At 69.4% G+C, this 19,853-nt stretch carries 19 protein-coding genes; 7 read left to right on the forward strand and 12 right to left on the reverse strand.

Annotated features, from left to right (window positions below; translation table 11 throughout):
* Positions 1-6: 6 nt before the first annotated feature.
* From sbnA to Vqi01_RS19610, 5 genes are read left to right on the forward strand one after another with little or no spacing between them, the layout of a single operon-like run.
* A complete protein-coding gene (gene sbnA / locus Vqi01_RS19590) occupies positions 7-1,023 on the forward strand; it encodes a 2,3-diaminopropionate biosynthesis protein SbnA (protein ID WP_204036271.1) in 1,017 nt (338 codons plus the stop codon).
* The gene (gene sbnB, locus Vqi01_RS19595) at positions 1,016-2,035 is read left to right on the forward strand and encodes a 2,3-diaminopropionate biosynthesis protein SbnB (RefSeq protein WP_239098506.1); all 1,020 of its coding nucleotides are present in this window, start codon (positions 1,016-1,018) and stop codon (positions 2,033-2,035) included. Before sbnA ends, sbnB begins: the two co-directional genes overlap by 8 nt.
* A gap of 42 nt (positions 2,036-2,077) precedes the next feature.
* Positions 2,078-3,124, forward strand: coding sequence for an EamA family transporter (locus Vqi01_RS19600; RefSeq protein ID WP_204036272.1), 1,047 nt, complete (start codon positions 2,078-2,080; stop codon positions 3,122-3,124).
* Positions 3,121-4,515 (forward strand): diaminopimelate decarboxylase, encoded by a 1,395-nt coding sequence (gene lysA, locus Vqi01_RS19605; protein WP_239098507.1) that lies wholly within the window; start codon positions 3,121-3,123, stop codon positions 4,513-4,515. The genes Vqi01_RS19600 and lysA overlap by 4 nt, the downstream gene beginning before the upstream one ends.
* A 42-nt stretch (positions 4,516-4,557) precedes the next feature.
* Positions 4,558-5,442, forward strand: coding sequence for an alanyl-tRNA editing protein (locus tag Vqi01_RS19610; RefSeq protein ID WP_204036273.1), 885 nt, complete (start codon positions 4,558-4,560; stop codon positions 5,440-5,442).
* On the opposite strand, the gene Vqi01_RS19615 is transcribed toward Vqi01_RS19610, so the two are convergent.
* The 11 genes from Vqi01_RS19615 to Vqi01_RS19665 all read right to left on the reverse strand — a co-directional run bounded on the left by Vqi01_RS19615 (position 5,411) and on the right by Vqi01_RS19665 (position 17,268).
* On the reverse strand, positions 5,411-6,187 hold the full coding sequence (locus tag Vqi01_RS19615; RefSeq protein WP_204036274.1) for a cysteine hydrolase family protein: 777 nt from the start codon (positions 6,185-6,187) through the stop codon (positions 5,411-5,413). The genes Vqi01_RS19610 and Vqi01_RS19615 overlap by 32 nt on opposite strands.
* Positions 6,184-6,993, reverse strand: coding sequence for a class I SAM-dependent methyltransferase (locus tag Vqi01_RS19620; protein ID WP_204036275.1), 810 nt, complete (start codon positions 6,991-6,993; stop codon positions 6,184-6,186). Before Vqi01_RS19620 ends, Vqi01_RS19615 begins: the two co-directional genes overlap by 4 nt.
* A gap of 2 nt (positions 6,994-6,995) precedes the next feature.
* Positions 6,996-8,270, reverse strand: a complete 1,275-nt coding sequence (locus Vqi01_RS19625; protein WP_204036276.1) for an ATP-grasp domain-containing protein — start codon at positions 8,268-8,270, stop codon at positions 6,996-6,998.
* Positions 8,267-9,439 (reverse strand): MFS transporter, encoded by a 1,173-nt coding sequence (locus Vqi01_RS19630; RefSeq protein ID WP_204036277.1) that lies wholly within the window; start codon positions 9,437-9,439, stop codon positions 8,267-8,269. Before Vqi01_RS19630 ends, Vqi01_RS19625 begins: the two co-directional genes overlap by 4 nt.
* Complete coding sequence (locus Vqi01_RS19635) at positions 9,436-10,713, reverse strand: ATP-grasp domain-containing protein (protein WP_204036278.1); 1,278 nt, start codon at positions 10,711-10,713, stop codon at positions 9,436-9,438. Before Vqi01_RS19635 ends, Vqi01_RS19630 begins: the two co-directional genes overlap by 4 nt.
* A 3-nt stretch (positions 10,714-10,716) precedes the next feature.
* The gene (locus Vqi01_RS19640; protein ID WP_204036279.1) at positions 10,717-11,493 is read right to left on the reverse strand and encodes an iron-containing redox enzyme family protein; all 777 of its coding nucleotides are present in this window, start codon (positions 11,491-11,493) and stop codon (positions 10,717-10,719) included.
* Between the two features lie 339 nt (positions 11,494-11,832).
* A complete protein-coding gene (locus Vqi01_RS19645) occupies positions 11,833-13,116 on the reverse strand; it encodes an MFS transporter (protein ID WP_204036280.1) in 1,284 nt (427 codons plus the stop codon).
* Positions 13,113-14,156 carry a GNAT family N-acetyltransferase gene (locus tag Vqi01_RS19650; RefSeq protein ID WP_204036281.1) on the reverse strand — a complete coding sequence of 348 codons (1,044 nt, stop codon included), beginning with the start codon at positions 14,154-14,156 and terminating at the stop codon, positions 13,113-13,115. Before Vqi01_RS19650 ends, Vqi01_RS19645 begins: the two co-directional genes overlap by 4 nt.
* Positions 14,146-14,880 (reverse strand): gamma-glutamyl-gamma-aminobutyrate hydrolase family protein, encoded by a 735-nt coding sequence (locus Vqi01_RS19655; protein ID WP_204036282.1) that lies wholly within the window; start codon positions 14,878-14,880, stop codon positions 14,146-14,148. The genes Vqi01_RS19650 and Vqi01_RS19655 overlap by 11 nt, the downstream gene beginning before the upstream one ends.
* Complete coding sequence (locus Vqi01_RS19660) at positions 14,877-16,202, reverse strand: O-acetylhomoserine aminocarboxypropyltransferase/cysteine synthase family protein (RefSeq protein WP_239098508.1); 1,326 nt, start codon at positions 16,200-16,202, stop codon at positions 14,877-14,879. Before Vqi01_RS19660 ends, Vqi01_RS19655 begins: the two co-directional genes overlap by 4 nt.
* Positions 16,189-17,268, reverse strand: a complete 1,080-nt coding sequence (locus tag Vqi01_RS19665) for a fatty acid desaturase family protein (RefSeq protein ID WP_204036283.1) — start codon at positions 17,266-17,268, stop codon at positions 16,189-16,191. Before Vqi01_RS19665 ends, Vqi01_RS19660 begins: the two co-directional genes overlap by 14 nt.
* A 31-nt stretch (positions 17,269-17,299) precedes the next feature.
* Here Vqi01_RS19665 and Vqi01_RS19670 point away from each other — a divergent pair, with 31 nt between their 5' ends.
* Positions 17,300-17,548 (forward strand): hypothetical protein, encoded by a 249-nt coding sequence (locus Vqi01_RS19670; protein ID WP_204036284.1) that lies wholly within the window; start codon positions 17,300-17,302, stop codon positions 17,546-17,548.
* Between the two features lie 67 nt (positions 17,549-17,615).
* Here the strand turns inward: Vqi01_RS19670 and Vqi01_RS31345 are convergent, their stop codons facing one another.
* Positions 17,616-18,164 (reverse strand): TetR/AcrR family transcriptional regulator, encoded by a 549-nt coding sequence (locus Vqi01_RS31345; RefSeq protein WP_204036285.1) that lies wholly within the window; start codon positions 18,162-18,164, stop codon positions 17,616-17,618.
* Between the two features lie 80 nt (positions 18,165-18,244).
* On the opposite strand from Vqi01_RS31345, the gene Vqi01_RS19680 reads away from it, so the two are divergent.
* Positions 18,245-19,786 carry an MFS transporter gene (locus tag Vqi01_RS19680; RefSeq protein ID WP_204036286.1) on the forward strand — a complete coding sequence of 514 codons (1,542 nt, stop codon included), beginning with the start codon at positions 18,245-18,247 and terminating at the stop codon, positions 19,784-19,786.
* The last annotated feature ends 67 nt before the right edge of the window (positions 19,787-19,853 follow it).

A 19,853-nucleotide genomic window follows, 5' to 3' on the forward strand; every position in this document is an offset into this window, starting at 1 on the left:
CGAACTGTGATCGCGGAAGAGCTGTGGGACCTGACAAACGGCGCCTCGTTCGTGTCCTTGGGAGGTCTTGCGCCCGGCGTCGACATCATTCTCAAGCTTGAAGGGCTCAATCCGGCTGGGTCGATCAAGCTGAAGACGGCGCGGGAGATGATCTGCGCTGCGGAAGCGAGCGGACGGATCCGACGCGGTAGCGAGCTGATCGAGTCCACTTCGGGCAGCCTGGGGATCGCTCTGGCGATCATCAGTGCCGCACGGGGTTACCCTCTCACTCTGGTGACCGATCCGAACACCGCCGACCGTACGATCCACCACATGCGCGCACTGGGTGCCCGGATCGTCGTGGTCAAGGAGCGCGACGCCAACGGCGGCTATCTGCAGCGGCGCATCGAATACATCCAGAATCGAATCGCTCAGGACGAGAACCTGGTATGGCTCAACCAGTACGCCAACCCGGCGAACGTCGATGCCCACCGCAAGCACACGATCAACGAGATTCTCGACGAGTGCGGCACGCCGGACTGGCTGTTCGTCGGTGCCGGCACCACCGGCACGCTGATGGGGTGTGTGGAGGGGCTGCGAGCGCGCGAGGCACACACCCAGGTCGTCGCAGTCGACTCGGTGGGCTCGGTCACTTTCGACACGCCTCCGCAGCGGCGGTACATCCCGGGACTGGGTACCAGCCGCCGGCCGGAGATCTTCGTCGACCACGACTCGCTGATGAAGGTGCTCATCCCCGAGACCGACACGGTACGGATGTGCCGCCGGATCGCCGCGGAGCGGGGCCTGCTCATCGGCGGCTCCACCGGTACGGTGCTGGCCGCCGTGGCCGGGATGGCAGACCGGATCGACATCGGCAGCCGGGTGCTGGCCATCAGCCCGGACCTCGGTGAGCGATACCTCGACACGATCTACAACGACGCGTGGGTGATCTCCCACCTCGGCGAGCAGGCGCTCGATCCGAGTGTGCCGCTGGCACCGCGTTTCCTCACCGACTACCTGACCCTGGGAGTGGCTCGTGCCTGAACAGAATGAGCGGTTGACCGCACCGGAGTTCGCCGTGATCAGCGGCCGGGATGTGGCCGACCTGCTCGACGGCCGGGAGAAGGACGTGGTCGAGCAGGTGCGCGCCGCCTATCTGGTGCACGCCGCGGGAGACAGCGTGAACCCGGACAGCTACTTCCTCCGCTTCCCGGACAAGCCGGAGGCGCGGATCATCGCGCTGCCCGCCTACCTCGGCGGTGAGGTGGGTGTCGCCGGCCTGAAGTGGATCGCCAGCTTCCCGGGCAACATCACCAGTCAGCTGCCGCGGGCTTCGGCGGTGCTGGTGCTCAACGACTACCGCACCGGCTACCCGATAGCGGTACTGGAGTCGGCGGCGATCAGCGCGGCCCGCACTGCGGCGTCGGCCGCGTTGGCGGCCCGGACCCTCGCCACCACCACACCGGCCACGGTCGGCGTGGTGGGTGCCGGGATCATCGCCCGGACCATCTGCCACTACCTGGCCACCGTCGGTATCGGACTGGGCGACGTCCGCTGCCACGACCTGGACGACGTCTCCGCGTCGGCGCTCGCGGCACACGTCACCGACCGGCTTGACGGCGGAGCCCGGGTGACCGATCTGCCCGAGGCGCTCGGCAGCGACCTGGTGGTGCTGGCGACCACTGCGGCCCGCCCGTACATCGACACCCCCTTCCGGCCGGGTCAGGTGGTCCTCAACGTCTCCCTGCGGGACCTGGCGCCCGAGGTGCTTGAGGACAGCAACAACGTGCTGGACGACGTCGAGCACTGCCTCAAGGCCGACACGTCGCCGCACCTGCTGGAGCAGCAGTTGGGGCACCGGAACTTCGTGTCCGGAGTGCTCGCCGACGTGCTGCGCGGCGAGGCGATCCTCGACACGGACCGGCCGACGATTTTCTCCCCGTTCGGCCTGGGCGTTCTCGATCTCGCGGTCGGCCACATGGTCCACCGTTTGGCCCTGCGGGAGGGCCGCCTGCACCGGATCCCCGACTTCTTCGGCGAGGCACGTCGTTGGTGAGACGAGTCCGGTGTCAGGAATTCTTTTCTGGAGGATAGAAACTTGACTGAGCAAAAGTTGGCGCCGACCATTCCGCGGAATGGCCCGGCGACCAACCGGGGCCGGCACATCGGCATCGGCCTGGCACTTCTCGGCGCGACCGGATTCGCCACCAGCGGACCGCTGTCGCAGTCGGTCCTGGCCGCCGGTTTCACGCCGATGCAGCTGTCCCAGATGCGGCAGACCGTGTCGGCGGCGCTGCTGCTTTTGATCGTTCTGTTGTGGGCACCGCAGAAGCTGCGCATCCGGTTGCGGCAATTGCCGATGCTGATGCTGTACGGCGTGACGTCCTACCTGCTGCTGCAGACGTTCTACTTCGAGGCGATCTCCCGGATTCCGATTGGCATCGCGCTGCTGATCCAGTTCACCGCGCCGGTCTGGGTGGCCCTCTGGGTCCGTCTGGTCCGAGGGACCCGCCTGCCCGGGTTGACGTGGGCGGGAGCCGCCCTGGTGCTGATCGGTTCCGCGTTCGTCGGTCAGGTGTGGGACTCCCGCGGCAGCGGCCTCGACCCGGTCGGTCTCGCCGCCGCGGCCGCCACCGCATTGTGCCTGACCTGCTTCTACCTTTTTGCCGAGCGCGGGCTGAACGAGTTCGACCCGATCGGCCTGGTGACCTGGGGTGCGGTCTCGGCCGCTGTGATGTTCGCCATCATCCGACCGGTGTGGACGTTTCCGTTCGAGCGGCTCACCGAGGCCGGCGGGATACCCCGCTTCCCGCAGGTGGTGTGGCTACTCGTGCTGGTCATCGGAGTGCTCTCCACCGCGATGCCCGCGGTCTCCGAGGTGGCAGCACTGCGCTATCTGGCCTCGCCCACGGCCAGCGTACTGGGCACCGCGGAGGTCCTGATCGGCGCGGTCCTCGCCTGGCTGCTGGTCAACGAGGTGCTGGCGCCACCGCAGATCGTCGGCGGCCTGATCGTCCTGTCCGGCATCGCCCTCGCCCAGATCCGGCCGCTGAGCCGGGCGGAGGCCGGTCCGTCCGGCACGGCGGCCGCGCCGCCACCGCATGACAAGCACCTCTCGGACGAGCTAGAAAGAAGTGACACGTGACCACACAGCCCGATTTGATCGACACCCGCACGAGCCCGTCCGGACCGACTGTGCAGGCACCGGGATGGCTGAGCCCGCCGGACCACCGCGCACTGCCGACCTCGCTGTGGGCGCCGTCGGTGCACCGCGACGACGACGGGGTCGTCCGGATCGGCGGGGTCGACGTGGTGGCGCTGGCCGACCGGTTCGGCACACCGGCCTACCTGTTCGACGAGGAGGCGTTCCGGCAGCAGTGCGAGCTGTTCCGGGACGCGTTCCAGGACGTCGACGTGCACTACGCCGCCAAAGCCTTCCTGTGCAAAGCGGTCGTCCGGCACGTGGCCGACACCGGGCTCTTCCTCGACGTCTGCACCGAGGGCGAGGTGGAGGTGGCGCTCGCGGCGGGCTTCCCGCCCGGACGCATGCTGCTGCACGGCAACAACAAGTCCGATCGCGAGCTGGAGCTGGCGCTCACGCTGGACATCCGCCGCGTTGTCGTGGACTCCTTCGACGAGATCGAGCGACTCACCGCCCTCGCCCGACGTCTCGGCAAGCGGCCGGGGGTGCTCCTGCGCGCGACCGTGGGCGTGCGGTCGGACGCGCACGACCACAACGCGACCGCGCACGAGGACCAGAAGTTCGGGTTCTCGGTGAGCGCAGGCGAGGTGCACGAGGCGGTGCGGCGGGTGCTCGCTGCCGACGTCCTCGACCTGCGCGGCCTGCACAGCCACATCGGCTCGCAGATCCTCGACTCGTCCGGGTTCGAGATCTCCGCCCGGCGGGCGATCGGGGTGCTGGCCGAGCTCGCCGCCGAGCACAACCGGGAACTCCCCGAGCTCAACCTGGGCGGTGGCTTCGGTATCGCGTACACCAGCAAGGATCACCCGCTGGGTCCGGCCGCGCTGGCGGCGGCCATCCGCGCCGCCGTGCAGGAGGAGAGCAGCCGACTCGGGCTGACTCCGCCGCGCTTGGCGATCGAACCGGGCCGGGCGATCACCGGGCAGGCCGGCTGCACGCTCTACCGCGTCGGCACCGTGAAACCACGACAGGGGCTGCGGACGTACGTCGCGGTCGACGGCGGCATGAGCGACAACATCCGTCCGGCGCTGTTCGGCGCGGACTACACGGTCACCGTCGGTAATCGGGTGTCCACTGCGGAGCAGGTGCTGGTGCGCGTCGTCGGCCGGCATTGCGACGCCGGTGATATCGTCGTGCGCGATGCGTATCTGCCCGGTGACGTCCGCGTGGGTGACCTGCTGGTTGTCGCGGCCACCGGTGCATACTGTCGCAGCTTGTCGAGCAATTTCAACCACACCCCTCGCCCTCCGGTCATCGGCATCGCCAACGGCGTCGCGCGCGAGCTGATTCGACGGGAGACGGTGGCCGATCTGCTCGCCCTCGACGTGGGGTGAGACCGGCCGGCCTGGGGCGAGGTGATCGGAAAGGGAATCGGCGTGGTAGATACTCGGATCACCTTCCCCCAGGGGGCCGTGCACGGCACGGCGACGGTACGCGCGATCGTGCCCCTGCCGGACCACCGGTGGGGCGTGATCTGCGACCGGACGCCGTTCCACCCGGTGGACCACACCTGGCCCGACCACCCCGCCGACCTGGGCGTGCTGACCGTCGGCGGGGTGCCGGTGCCGGTGGTGGACTGCGTGATCGGTGCCGTGGCCCACGACGCCGGGTCGCTGCTGCTCGGCGACGACATCCCGGTGCGCCGGGGCGCTGAGGACTGGGACTGGCACGTGGTGCACGTGGTGACCGGCGACCTCGACGGCGTGAGCCCCGGCGACCCGGCCGAGCTGGCCGTCGACGAGGAGCGCCGGCGGGGCCTGTCCGCCGGCCACACCGCGTGCGAACTGGTCACCCTGGCGATCAACGAGGCGTTCGCGGACAGCTGGCGCAAGACCGTGCCGGCCGACGTGCGAGGCCGTCCGAATTTCGACGGGGCGGCCCTCACGGTGTCGCGGATCCACCCGTACGGCAGCCGCGACGATTACCGCCTCGGCAAGTCGCTGCGCAAGAAGGGCTTCGTCACCGACGACCTGGCGGCCCGTCTGCCCGAGGTGACCGAGCGGATCAACAACCTGATGACGAGCTGGGCCGAGGCCGACCTCCCGGTCTGGGTCGACGCCCCCGCCGAGGAGCTGTCCGCGCGGCGCACCTGGAACTGTGCGCTGCCGGACGGCACGGTGACCGTGCCGTGCGGTGGCACACACGTCACCAGCACGGGGCAGCTCGGTGCGGTGACCGTGACTCTCGACCTGGACGCCGAGGGCACGGCACTCACCATGAACACCACGCTCACGGCCGCCGACCGGACCGCAACGCTGTGACGAGCCCGGCGGCCGTCGCCGTGAAGCCGTAACAGCGGCGTACGTTGTAGAGCGTCGCCTGCATGCAGTACTCCGGCGACGTCGTCCCGACCGCGTCCTCAAGCAGCACCGCGTCGTAGCCGAGGCAGGCCGCGTCGGTCAGCGTCGCCATGACGCACTGGTCGGCGTTGACCCCGGCGAACAGGACCGTGTCCGTACGCAGGTTCCGCAGGATCGAGTCCAGCGGGGTGTCGAAGAACCCACTCATCCGGTGTTTGGCGACGTGAATGTCCGCCGCGTCCGGCACCAGCCCGGTCACGATCTGCGTGCCCCAGGCGCCCTCCTGCAGTGCGGGGCGGCCGGATCCTGGTGCCGGCTCGCCGATGCCCGTGCCGGTGGCGTCGATGTCGTACGCGTGCAGAACGCCCGGCGCCAGATTCATCCGGTCGGGCCGGCTCGCCCAGGTCAGCCACACCACCGGCACGCCCGCCGCCCGCACCTCGGGAAGAAGCTCGGCGATGACCGAGATGAGCGCGGGCGCGCCGGAGACGTCCAGGCCGGCCCGGGTGGCGAGCCAGCCGTCCGGGTGACAGAAGTCGTTCTGCATGTCGACGACCAGCAACACGGTGCGGGACAGGTCCAGAGTCAGCCGCTGCGGTTCGGCCGCGATGGTGACCGGCCGGCTGGGCGGCACCGGTCGGCGCAGGTCGACCTCGGTCCGGGTGACCCGCCAGCTGTTCTGCGGGGTCGGGCCGAGCAGCCTCATGAGGTACGTGGCGCGGCGACGGCACAGAGAAGCCGATCCTCGCCGCGCTGCCAGATGGTGCCGATCTCGGTGAAGCCGGCTGTGCGCAACGCCGCCAGGTTGGTGGCGACGTCGGCGGACAGGTCGGCGTGGTTGCGACTGTCGTATCCGCGGCGCCGGGCGTCGGCCACGGCGGTCGCGAACAGCGGATCCCGGCTCACCTCGTCCCACCACTCGTGCCAGGCTCCGGCGCCGTCGGGCATGGACAGCCGGGCGCGCTGGCGTACGTGCAGGGCCCGCTCGATGCCGGCCAGGACCGGCTCGGCGCTGCGGTCCCGCGGCAGCTCGTCTCCGTTGAGCAGGATGCCGCCCGGGCGCAGCAACCGCGCCGCGGCCGCGTATACCTCGACGAGCACCGCCGGATCCAGCCAGTGCAGCGCGGTCGCGCTGACGATCGCATCCGCCGGACGGCTCAGCTCCAGCCGTTCCGGCCAGATCGGGTCGCGCAGGTCGGTGTCGACGAAGCGCAGCCCCGGCAGGGTGCCGTACGCCGAGCGGCCCAGGTCGATCAGCAGCGGATCGGCGTCCACCGAGACGACGGTCGCCCGCGGCAGCCGCTCGAGCAGCCGTACGCCGATCGGGCCGGGACCGCTGCCCAGGTCGACGACGAGCGGGTCGGGCCGCCCGGCCACCTCCTCGACCACGTCGATCATCGCGGTGAACTGGGACTGCCGCTCAGGCCGGAAGGCCTCCTGCTGATGGTCCCAGCGTTCGATCCAGCGGCGTGCGCTGGAGGCCCGGTCCTGGTGGATGTGCACTGCCGGCATCGTCAGTTCTCCGATCCGTCGGCCTGTTCGGGGGGTACGTCGTACATGTCGGCCCCGTCGAGATATCTGATGGTGTTCGCGTCGCGCAGGACGGTCTCCTCGGCCTCGTGCATGAGGACGACCAGGGCCGGATAGGAGACGTCGTCGACGGTGGGCCGAATCGGCTGCCCTGGCTGCACCACAACCGACATCTCGAAGAAGCTTTCCAGCTCACGGATCCGGTCGAGGTGCCGGTATCCGCGCAGCACGCCGGAGACCGGGCTGACCAGCCCGACGTAGGCACACGAGAGGCCCGGCGGCCGCGGCTTCGCGTAATTCTCCAGGAACCAGGACGGCCGCAGGTACGCCGCCACCGTCCAGTCCAGCTGCGATCCGCCCTGCGCGATCTGGGCGTAGTACGGCAGGTTGGCCCCGCAGATGCGGGCGCCCACCTCTACCAGCACCGGCCCGTCGCCGGTCAGCTTGATCTCGATGTGGGCCGGGCCGTGCCGGATGCCGAGCGCGTCCAGGACGCGGCCCGCGTACTCGCCGAGGGTCTCCTGCACCGGGCCAGCCTGCGGCATGAGGTACACCGTGTCGGACAGGTCGAGGACCCCGTTGGCGGCGATCCGGGTGGTCCGCCAGATCTCGCAGATCCGGTGGTGGCCGTCGCGGCTGACGGTGTTCACCATGTACTCGGTTCCTCGCAGGTACTCCTGCGCCACCAGCGCCGTGTTGGTCTGGGAGAAGACGTTGTCGGCGCCGAGCAGGCGCTCGGCGGCGCGGCGCGACTGGTCTGGGTGGTCGCAGAAGTGCACGCCGTTGCCGGCCGCGCTGCGCAGCGGCTTGATCACGATCCGGCCGCCGACCGACCGGTGCCATTCGGCGGCCTCGGCGGGCTCCGTGACGAGCCGCTGGCGGGCGGCGGCCAGGCCGGCCCGCCGGACCGTCTCGATCATCAGGTACTTGTCGCGCCGGGCGGGGCTCAGCTCGACGCCGTTGCCGGGCAGGCCGAGCCGCTCGGCAAGCGCGTCGGCCAGCTCGACGCCCACCTCCCCACCGGGAACGACCGCCACCGGGTGGTAGGCCGCGACGGCTCGGGCGGTGGCGGCGAGATCGCCGTCGTGCACCAGGTTCGCCAGGTAGCCGTTGACGTCGAACGAGCCGCGATAGACGGCCGGCACCTCCGGTGTGCTCTGCACCCGGACCAGGCCGGCACCGGACCTGCCGAACTCCTCGGCCAGCCGCCTGGTCGGCGCGTACGAGTCGACGATGACCACGTTCGACGGCGTGTTCATGTGATCCCTTTCGAGGCGTTCGCGAGCGCGAGAGGCGCGCGAGATCGCAGTGGCAGGCTCGCCAGCAGTCCGACGGCCAACGCGACCGAGCCGGCCGCCGTGAAACCCCAACCGGGGCCGAGCGAGCTGCCCGCCAGCCCGGCGATCGGGGCACCGGCGCTGTTGCCAGCCGAGAGGGCGGCGCCGTACAGGCCGAGCGTCTGCCCCTCTGCGTCGGCGGGCGCTTCGGCGCTGGCCGCTGCTGCGGTCGTGGCGAAGGCGGCGGCCGACAACATCGCGGCGGGCGCGACGGCGAGGAGGAGCAGGCGCCAGTCGGTGACCAGACCGAGCGGCATGGCGGCTGCCCCGAGTAGTGCGGTGACCGCCCAGGGACGCACCGGACGAGCCGTGCCACCGGCGAGGAGACTGCCCACGATGGCGTAGGCACCGCAGGCGGCGAGCAGGAGGCCGAGGGTGGCCATCGCGCCCTGCGCCCGCAGCGTGGCTACGACCGATATCTCGAATCCGGAGGCCACCACTCCGGCGGCGACGGTGCAGGCCAGGATCGCCAACAGGCGAGCGCTCGGGCGCAGGCGCGGCGGGCGGTGCCGGGGTTTTGCGATTATCGCGTTGGGCGCAGTCGCGGCCAGGACGAGACCGCCGGCGAGCAGCAACGCGCCGAGCGCACGGGTGGCGGCCGCCGGCGAGATCTGGGTGGCCAGGGTCGCGGCCAACGCCGGGCCGATCAGATAGGACACCTGCGTGGTCAGGGTGTCGAGCGCGAAGCCGGCCGGTCGGTACGGCTCAGGCGCGCGCGCCATCGCCAGTCGCACCACCGTGGACCCGGTGACCAGGAGCAGGCCGTCGAGCACGGCGGCGACCACCAGCACCGGATACGGCAGCAGTGCGGCGACGCTCCAGAAGGCGCCCTGCGCCAGCGCGGACACCAGCACGACGGGCCGCAGGCCCCAGCGGTCGATGGCCCGACCGGCCACCACCGATCCGGCCATGGTGCCGGCCAGCCAGACCCCGATCACCAGGCCGGCCGCGGCCAGACTCCGGCCCAGCCCCACCGACACCTGTAGCGTGAACACGATCGGAATCGCGATCACGGCCAGCTTGACCAGGAAACCGGAGAGCAGCGTGTGACGGAGGCCGGGCACGGCCAGCACCTGCCGGTAGTGCCTCATGCCGCGCCCAGCATGCGGCCGTAGAGCGCCTTCTCCAGATCGCGCAGGGCCGCGTAGTCCTCCTCGATGCGGTCCCGGTCAGCCGCGACGAGATACAGATTGCCGGGACAGGTGGCGAGGTTGACCGTGGGCTGCAGGGCGGGCACGGCATCCAGGGTGGTGTCCAGGCCGGCGAAGGACGGCAACCGCCGAATCGGGCCGAAGTCCGGCGGGTTCACCACCGGACCGGCGACCGGGCAGAGCAGGTACACGTGCCGTGCCTGCCGCGCCGGTTGCGGCCACGGCCGGGTGATGGCATGCCCGAAACCCTGCGGATCGAGGTACGCCGGCACGAGCAGGGAGTTCTGGCTGTGGCCGGTCAGCTGCAACGCGATCGCCGGATCGCAGGCGCCCTCGATGCGGGTGCCGGTCTCGATGAGCACCGGGCCGTCGCGGGTCAGCATGATCTCGCTGTGCCCCACGCCGTCGCGGACACCGAGCGCGGTCAGCACGTCGGCGCAGTACGCCACCAGCGCCGGATGTTCCGGCTCGTCGGGGTGCACCAGATCGGAGTAAACACAGACCGCCGTGGCGCCGACCATCTCGCGCCGCATCCGCCAGATGTCGGTGATGTGGTGCCGTCCGCGCGAGCTGGCCGAGTTCACTGTGTACTCCACGCCGCCGCCGTGCAGGATGTCCTGCTGCACCAGGACGTCCTGGTTGACCTCACCGAACAGGCTGACCGAGCCCTGCAGGTCGCTGAACGCCCGCCGCACCGCCTCGGCGGAGTCACAGAAGTGCACGCCCTCGGCCGACGTGCCGGCCAGCGGCTTGACCACCACGTGCGGATCCGGACGGGCACGCAACCAGTCCAGCGCGACCTCGATGTCGGCGGTACGGCAGTGCGGTATCGCGGCCAACCCGCGGCTGCGCAGGGTTTCGGCCATGTGGTACTTGTCGCGTCGGGCGGCCGCGGTCGCGGGATCAAGGCTGGGTTGGCCGGACAGCCGCTCGCCCAACCGGCTGGCGAGGTTGACGCCGGACTCTCCGCCGGGCAGCACACAGGCCACCTCGTACGCGGAGAGCCCGGCCAGGATGCTCTCGATCCCGTCCGCCTCATGGAACGTGTGCAGGAAATCCTGAGGGCGGAAGGAGGCGCGCCAGAAATCCGAGACGCTCTCGTCGCTCAGCACGCTGACGCACCGGTACCCCTGGCCGTTGAACAGCTGGGGAATTCTGGTGCCGGCCCGTACCGGATCGACGATGACGACGACCTCACGAGGAATAGGGCTCACCCGTCACGCCACACCGGCCGTGGCCGGCACCCGGAGCGCGTCGTGCAACTCCTGCCAGAAGTCGGCCAACAGGTCGAGGTAGGCGGTGAAGCCGTGCGTCAGCGCCTCGAGTTCCTCGGGCGTACGGCACAACGAGGCTGCGGTCGAGACGGAGTGCAACTTGTGCTCCTTCTCAGCCGCTCCGATGTGGAGGTAGAAGTACTCGCAGTGCTCGTGGAACTCCTCGAGCCCGCTGAAGCGGTGCATGTAGTTCCGGGCACCCTCGTAGAGGTAGACGAGCTGCGAATAGGCGTGCCATTCCTGGGCCAGCAGCGCGCCGCAGCCGACCTGGACCCGCTCGTTGCCGAAGAGTCGCGCTCCTTCCTCGATCAGCCGCTGGGTCGCCGGCAGGACCGTCGAGTCGATCTCGTCGAACGTCACCGTGCGGCCGTGCAGGTGGGAGAGGAGCGCACTGAAGAAGTTCTTCAGCAGGACGGTGTGCACCTTGCCGGGGTCGCCGAGCCCGAGCTCGTCGTTCAGGTTCTCGATGGTCTCGGCGCGGGCCTCGACGTCCTCAGGGGCCATTCGCAGGAAGACGAGCGCGATGCGGTCCGCGGTCGGTGCCACCTGGGCGTAGAAGTTCCGAGCCACAATTTCCACCTGCTCGGCGGGCAGCTCCTCCGACCGCCACAACTCGTAGAACGCGTTGTTGAGCGCCGGGTGCCGATACACGCTCTCGGCGAGCTCCTGCACCCGGGGTAGGGCGACGGACGAGTGGAATTCGGTGCCGGTGGTCTGCATGGTTCCTCCGGTTCGGATGAGCGTTGCGGCCATCATCGGTGGCGGTACGCGCGAAGGGAGAACGGCAGCTTCGTCGGCCTGCGTCCCCCGTCGGCCCGACCCTGTCCCACGCCGTTGATCAGCACTCGGTGTTGCGAGCGCCCGGCGTCAGGTGCCTGTGGCCCATGGTAGGCACTCCTATCGATCCCCGGCCACCCCGTGCGCGGTCGGTGATGATTGCGCCCATCTGCCGGAGGGCGCATTTCCACGACACCGGGCGGTCTTTTGGCGAGAGCCGCTGTGCGGCCTCCCGGCGACGTCCCCCGGCGGTACTGATGTGAAGCAAGTCACTCGCTTCGATTACGGTCCGTGTTCAATTGTTCCCGCACTGCGGGAAGCGTGCGAGACCAGAGCTGCCGTCCGTACCTCTGCCCTGCGCGGTGCCGGACAGCGGTCGTCCGCTGCCGCGGCCCGGCGCTCCCACCGGCGGACCGGGCCGATGCACAGCAGCCCGAGGGCACCGACCAGGCCGACCACCGTGAAGCCCGGCGGGCCGAGCCGGTCGAACAGGAAGACGCCGAGCAGCGGCCCGAGCATGTAACCGAAGTCGGAGATGGCGCCGAAGATGCCGAATGCCAGCCCCATCGGCCGGCCTGTCTCGCGCAACTCGGCGGTCCCCCAACGGGCGGCGAGGTAGAGCATCGGCTGACTCACCATGATCACTACCATGCCCGGCGCCACGGCCCAGACCGAGTCGCCGAACGACAGCACGGCGAAGCCGGCCGCGCCGATGGCGCAGCCCAACAGAATCAGCCCAGCCGGCCGAGGGCCGCCCCGGGACCGGCCCAGCTGCCAGGAAACGACCGCGAAGGTGGCCATGCCGAGCACGAAGACCAGTGAGATCTGGCCCGCGTCCCGCAGGTACAGCGGAATGGTCGGCTCCAGCGCTGAATAGGCGAGGTTGGTGAACAGGTCGAGCACGCCGAACAGCACCACCGTGCCGAGCCAGACCCGGCGGGGCAGCGGCTCGGCGGCCGGTGCCGTCCCAGCCTCGGCCGGAACGGCCGCCGCGGTCGGCTCCCGCAACGCCGCGTGCACCCCGAACCCGGTGCCGACCGTCACCACCGCGCAGATCAGGCACAACCAGTACAGTCCGAAGCCGACGGCCAGGCCCGCGAAGGCCGGCCCCAGCAGCAGGCCGGTGACGGCCGCACCGCCGAACCAGGCCATCACCCGCTTCGTCGGAACGGCGTAGCGGACGCACAACTCGGTCACGCCCTGGTAAAGCGTCGGCGTGAGCAGCCCCGCGCCGACACCCCAGGCCGTCCGCGCGGCCAGCACGGCCAGCGGCGTCCGCGCGATGGCCAGCAGGTATACGCAGAGCGCGATCAGCAGCAGCGACAGCAGGGCCACCTGCCCGGTCCGCCAACGATCGACCCAGAGACCGCCGAAGGGCTGGGCGACCGCCTTCGCGCCGGCGTAGACGGCGAACATCAGCGCGATGCCCGCCTTGTCCAGCCCGGCGTCGCGCTCGATCTGTGGCACCAGCGGGATGAGGACCGTGTAGGCGGCGTTCACCGAGCTCACGGCGAGGAGGAGCATGAAGATCCGCCAGCGTGCCGGCCCGGGCAGGCGGCTTGTCACGCCGGGCGCCCGTCGATGTAGGCGATCAACTCCGACCGCATCCGGGCCAGCTTGCGGCGCCGTTGCGGGTCGGCCGTGAAGTCGTACACCAACGCCCACAGGTCGACGCCGGTCAGCCCGTGCCGCTCCTTGAAGCGGTAGTTGTCCCGGCCCCACTCCACCCGTTTCAGGCCGTTGGCGTACGCCCACTCGACACAGCCGTACATGAGCGCCACGTAGGTGCTGAAATCGCGCAGGCTCTGGTAATCCACCCCGCCGCACAGGAAGGTGACCTCGTCACCGTGCACGAAGCCGAAGAACACGCCGATCAGGCGATCGTCCACCTCGGCGACGGCCATCGTGGCACCCGGCACGCTCAGCAGGCCGTGCAGGGTCTCCTCGTCGTAGAGCGGCGGCCAGCTGTGCTCATCGGTGGTGCCGACGGTCAGCGGCAGCGCGGCCCGGACCCGAAACCGGGCGGCATCCGGTGACAACAGCCGGATCCGCAACCCGCGCTCGGCGGATCGGCGCAGCCGGCGTTGCGTGTCGCGGCGCACCTTGTTGTCGAGCCGGAGCAGATAGTCGGCGTAGCTGCCGGTGAGCTCAGCGTGGTAGGTGCGGTCCAGCAGCACCTGCCCGGCGGGCTCACCCACCTCGGCGATCCAGCTGTCCACCCCACTCGAGGTGATGTTTGGTACCACGAGCAGGTCGGTCCAGCCCGCCGCGGACCAGATACGCGCCTGGTCGTAGGCGTCCCGGATCAGCCTGGCTGGCACCGCTCCCCGCTTGCTGTACATCGAGTACGTCGAGCCGGCGAACGTGATGTCGCTCTCGGACAGCGGCGCCACCCCGGTCTGCCGCTCGTAGCCGAACCAGAACGGCGAATGCCGAACGAGAGCGACCGGCAGCACCTCGTACGAGCCCGGCAGACCTTGCTCGACCACCGCGTACCGCCGTTGCCGGCACTGCTCGATCGGCGTCTTCGCCCACTGCCGCAGCCAGCCGACGGAGTCGAAGAGGCAACTGGCCAACACCCGGTCGGGAACCGCCTCAACCAGCATGGCGGCCGGCTCCTTCCCCCCGGCAGGCGGCACCGAACGCCTCGAAGATCCGCCGGGAGACCGCATCGGTGCTCGCGTACCACTCCGGGTGCCACTGCACGCCCAGGCAGAACGCCGGGCCGGGCCGCGAGGCCGCCTCCACCACGCCGTCGGCGGCGCGCGCCTCCACCCTCAGCGGCTTGGCGAGCACGTCGATCGCCTGACCGTGCAACGAGTTGACCGCGACGACCGGGGCACCCAGAACATCGTGCAGCAGGCCGCCGGAGGCGATCCGCACATCGTGAACGGGGAGATACTGCTCGTCCCGCGGCAGCGTGAGGTCCTCCCGATGACGGCCGTCGGCCAACGTGCGCAGGGTTCCACCCAGGGCGACGTTCAGCTCCTGCAGACCACGGCAGATGCCGATCACGGGCCGCCCGGCGGCGATCGCCGCGCGCAGCAGGGTGAAGGCCGCGGCATCCCGGCCGGGGTCGTACTCCTCGCCGGGTGTGCGCGGGCCGCCGTAGTGCTCCGGCGCAACGTTCGACTGATGCCCGCCGAGGGCCACGCCGTCGAGCCAGTCAGGACATCGGGCGAGGTCCAGATGGCGGGTCGGCAGGACCACCACCTGACACTCGGCGACATCGGCGAGAGCCTCGACGTAGGCGTCGCGCACGGCGGTGTACGCCACCCCGTCGAGATGCTCGCCGTGCGCGAGCAGGCCCACCAGCGGACGGGACGTCATGCGTTCGCCAGCGCCCGCGTGAGGTCGGCGATGAGATCCGCCGGGTGCTCGACGCCGACAGCCAGCCGTACGCCGCCCGGTGTCACCCCCGCCGCGAGCTGCTCGGTCTCCGGAAGCTGCGCGTGCGTCGTCGAGGCCGGATGGGTGGCGTAGGAGCGCACGTCACCGAGGTTCGTCACATGCGAGATCAGCCGGAGCGCCTCCATGAACCGCACGCCCATCGGTCGGCCGCCGGCCAGCTCGAAGAAGATCAGCGGCCCGAAACCGCCATTGAGGTAGCGCGCGACGCGGTCGGCGTCCGCCCCGGCGGCGAGGCTCGGGTGGATCACGTCGGCCACCTTCGGGTGCCCGGCCAGGAACCGGGCCACGGCCAGCGCGTTGTCCGAGTGCGCCCGGGTCCGTAGCGGCAGTGTCTCGAGGCCCTGTAGCAGGAGGAACGCGTTGAACGGGCTGAGGCACGGCCCGAGGTCGCGCAGCAGCGTTTCGCGCATCTTCAGCAGGTAGCCGCTGCGGCCGAGCGCACCGCTGAGCTGCCGGCCCGCCCTGGTCCACACCACGCCGCCGTGGGCGTCGTCAGGCTCGGTCAACAGCGGGAACCGGGCGGCGTGCTGGTCCCAGTCGAAGCGCCCGCCGTCCACCACCAGGCCGCCCAGCGTCGAGCCGTGGCCGCCGATGTACTTGGTGGCCGAGTAGACCAGGATATCGGCGCCGTGCTCGAGCGGCCGGCAAGCGTACGGCAGCATCGTGTTGTCCAGGACGAGCGGCACGCCCAGAGCGTGGCCCAGCTCGGCGACCTCCTCGATCGGGAACAGCCGCAGCCGCGGGTTGGGCAGCGTCTCGCCGAACCAGCACCGGGTGCGCTCGTCGGTGGCTGCGGCGAAGTTCTTCGGGTCCTCCGGGCTGACGAACCGGGTCTCGATGCCGAATCGGCGCAGCGTCTTGGCCAGCAGCAGCCAGCTTCCGCCGTACAGCTCCCGTGAGCTGACCAGGTTGTCACCGGCCTGGCACAGGTTGAGCACCGCCAGGGCGGTGGCCGCCTGCCCGGACGCCACGGCGAGGGCTGCGACCCCGCCGTCGATCTGCGCCATCCGCTCTTCCAGCACGTCACAGGTCGGGTTGTTCAACCGGGTGTAGGCGTGGCCGTCCTCATGCAGGTCGAAGATGCCGGCCGCCCCCTCGATGCTGGGCAGCATGTACGCCGCGGTCTGAAAGATGGGCGTCACGACCGGCGTGGTCAAGCCCATCCGGACGTCGGAACCACCGTGGACTGCGGCGCTCTCCCGTGTGGCGTACGCCCGGCCCGCCTCCTCAGGCCGCGGCACGGTGGGTCTCCGCCGTGCGGTCCGCCGTCGCCGGCTCGTTCATCATGCGGATGATGGTGGCCAGGGCGCTGGGCTGCCCCTGCGGGCCCTTCGTGAACAGCCCGCCGGTCATCGCGTCGAGCGCCGCGTAGTTGGGATCGCGCAATCGGATCTCCCGGGCCTTGTGCAGGTTCCAGAACGGTGTCCGCGGATCGAGGTGATGTTCGAGGTGATAGTTGTCGTTGTGGATCCCGGTCAGCCATTTCTCCAGGCCGCGGCTTTTCCGGTTCCGGGTCATGTAGAGATCGACCGTGTGGTCCCGTACCAGCGGAGTGTGCTCGGAGAGTTCGATGTACCACCCGAGGATCTGGAAGCTGGTCAGGAACGGAATCACCCAGAACAGCAGCAGTTCGTCCAGGGCGCCGATGTGCCAGCAGAAGCCGGTGACGGCGGCCCAGAACATCCAGAAGGCGGCCACGTCCAGCCGTTCCTTGCGGCGCTGCACCGGCGACGCCACTCGTTCCTTCGGGCCTTCGCCCTTGAGCACCAGATAGCGGTTCCGGACCAGGTAACGCAGGTAGGCGACGGTCTGCCGGCCGAGCGCGGGCCAGACCAGGACGCGGCCGATGTAGCGGGCCCGGGAGGCGGGCGTGTAGACCTTTTCCTCCACGAAGAACTGCAGGTCCGGGTCGCCGTCGGGGTTGCCGAGCTTGGGATGGTGGGTGAAGACGTGCGAGATCTTGTACGCGTAGTGCGTCTGGAAGATGGGATAGGCCGTCAGCACCGTGCCGAGGACCATCTGCAGCCGCTTGTCGGACGCACCGACGCCGTGCGCGCAGTCGTGCAGAATGGTGGAGAGACCTCGCTGGCGTGCCCCAATCACCAGCACTGCCACCGGGTAGAGCCACCACGAGATCAGATGGCAGGCTGCCGCATATCCCACGATCAGGATGATGTCGGTGCTCCAAGCCAGCAACGCATGCCAGTTGTCGCTCTTGTTCAGCTCTTTGATCTCTCGTTCGATGTCCGGCGAGAATCGATACATCGTGTATCGCTTGCCCTCGTACGCCCAGACGATGGCCCCCAAGGTCCAACTCCCGTGATCAAGGCAGCCTTAGATGAGGCTGCGGCTTTGCCGGCCGTCGAGCTTCGGCAATGAGGTTACGCCACAATGGATATCGATGGGGGGCGTTGCGGATGGCAATATCCAGACGATGATCGTCGATCTCGAACGATTCCCGGCGCTCATACATAACGACGTGCCAACTGCGGCCGCCGGTTCGCCCGGGACGATCCGGACCGGCCCACCATCCCAGTTGGCCCATCCGGCCGAAGTCGCCCGGACCATCTCGCAGTCGCTGGTGTAACGACCTGTCTCGCGGTGGCCGGTTTGAAAAGGGCACTGCATGCCCGGCGTGGGCAGCGAGCCACCGATCACTCCCCGTCGAGAACGTTGAGAATTTTCCCAGCCAGACGTTCGCGGGCCTCCTCGCTGAGCGGGGAAGCTAAGGTGCTCTCGTGCGCCCAGGAGCCGTCTGCGGCCATCCGCGCGACTAGGCACCGGAGCGAGAGGTCGTCGAGTTCTTCGATGGACAGCCTTGCCTCGGGAAACCAACGTCGGTAGACGCGCTCCCAGGGGGCAATCCACTCGGGTTCATTGGCGGCTTCCATGATGAGCCGCATCTCCACGTTGCTCGGAGCCTTGAGCGCAGCCCGCACATACCCGCGTGTGCGCTCCACGAGGCTCGCCGCCTCGGGTTCCTTTCCTGTGGCGTCGAGGAGCTCTTGCTCGATTCGAGCGGCGAGATCCTCGTGGATCCCGGTGAGCAGGGCGTGCTTGGTGGGGAAGTGGTAGAGGAGGCCGCGCTTGGTCACCCCGGCCTCCTCGGCGACGGCGTCGAGCGTGAGCGCCGTGATGCCGCCCTCCTCAACCACTGTGAGGGCGGCCTCGATCAGCCTGGGTCGTGAGCTCGGTCGTGCCATCGGTTCTCCCATCGGCATCATTAGTACACCTTCCGGTGTAGTACCCTACCTGGTGAAGTAATCCGACAGGAGACGAACCCGTGAACGACACTGCTCCACGGGCAACAGCCCGGACCTGGGTCGGCTTGGCCGTGCTCGTGCTGCCCATGCTGCTCATCGCGATCGACGGCATGGTGCTGATCTTCGCGCTGGCCGACATCACGGCGGATCTGGAACCGTCGGGCGTCCAGCAACTGTGGATGCTCGACATCTACGCCCTGATGCTCGCGGGCCTGCTCATCACGATGTCGTCGCTCGGGGATCGCTTCGGGCGACGTAAGGTGCTGCTCATCGGCGCGGTGTTCTTCGCGATCGCATCTGTCATGGGGGCGCTCTCGACGGAGCCGTGGATGCTGATCGCGGCCCGCGCCCTGCTCGGCGTTGCGGGCGCGGCGATCATGCCGGGAACGCTCTCCCTCATCCGCAATATGTTCCTCGACCGCAATCAGCGCCGTACCGCTATGGCGGTCTGGTCTGCGTCTGGGGCGCTCGGTGCCGCCGCGGGCCCCATCGTCGGCGGTGGGATCATTGAGATGTTCAGTTGGCACGCTGCGTTCCTCATGAACATTCCGGTCATGGTGCTGTTGCTTGTCCTGGCGCCGTTCCTCGTGCCCGAGAGCAAGAACCCGGACCCCGGTCGCATTGACCTCCCCAGCATCGTGCTGTCGCTCGCGGGCATGATCTCGTTCGTCTACGGGGTGAAGACCTTTGCCGAGAGCGAGGAACCGGGCGTCGCGTTCCTCACGTTCCTCGCGGGCCTCGTGCTGCTCGTGCTGTTCGTCATCCGGCAACTGCGTATGCCGGTACCGATGATCAACGTCCGTCTCTTCCGCGTGCGAGCGTTCACGGGCGCGGTAGTCACCGATCTGCTTTCGGTGTTCTCCCTGGTCGGTGCGATGTTCGCCCTCACCCAGTTCCTACAGCTCGTCGCGGGCCTCAGCGTCATCCAGTCCGCGCTGTGGATGCTGCCCCAGGCCGCAGTATCCGCCACCGCCGGATTCATCGCCGCAGCACTCGTCAAACGAATCCCCACCTCGCTCATCGTTTCCGTCGGCGTGCTCATCACCGCGGGCGGCTTCGTGACGCTGCTCACCCTCACCCCGGACACTCAGCCGTGGCAGATCGCCATCGCGCTGTGCCTCGTCGGGCTCGGTGCCGGGGTGGGCATGACGCTCACGAACGATCTCATCATGAGCTCGGCGCGGCCCGAACAGTCGGGCCAGGCTGCTGCGATCAGCGAGACCGCCTACGAACTCGGCACCGTATTCGGCACCGCGATCCTCGGCTCGGTGCTGCTCGGCTTCTACCGCACCGGACTCGCCGACGCCGCCCCCGCAGGGCTCCCCCGAAGCGTGCTCGAAGCCGCGAAAGAAACCCTCGCCGCTGCGCTACTGTACGCCCAGGAACTGCCCGGCGAGATCGGAGTAGCACTGGCCACAGCCGCAACCGACTCGTTCACGACCGCACTCGCATCGACCGGCGGAATCGCCGCCCTGATCCTGCTCGCGGTATCGATCTTCGCGGGCATCATGCTTCGCGGCGTCTCCGCGCAAGCAGACCTCGCCAACGCGAACGACCAGTAGCGCGCTGTGCCGTAAGCGCTCGACTGAGGCACTACGTGGTGCCGCAGGTTCACATCTATGACTGGTG

Source organism: Micromonospora qiuiae, assembly GCF_016863555.1.
Lineage (GTDB): Bacteria > Actinomycetota > Actinomycetes > Mycobacteriales > Micromonosporaceae > Micromonospora > Micromonospora qiuiae.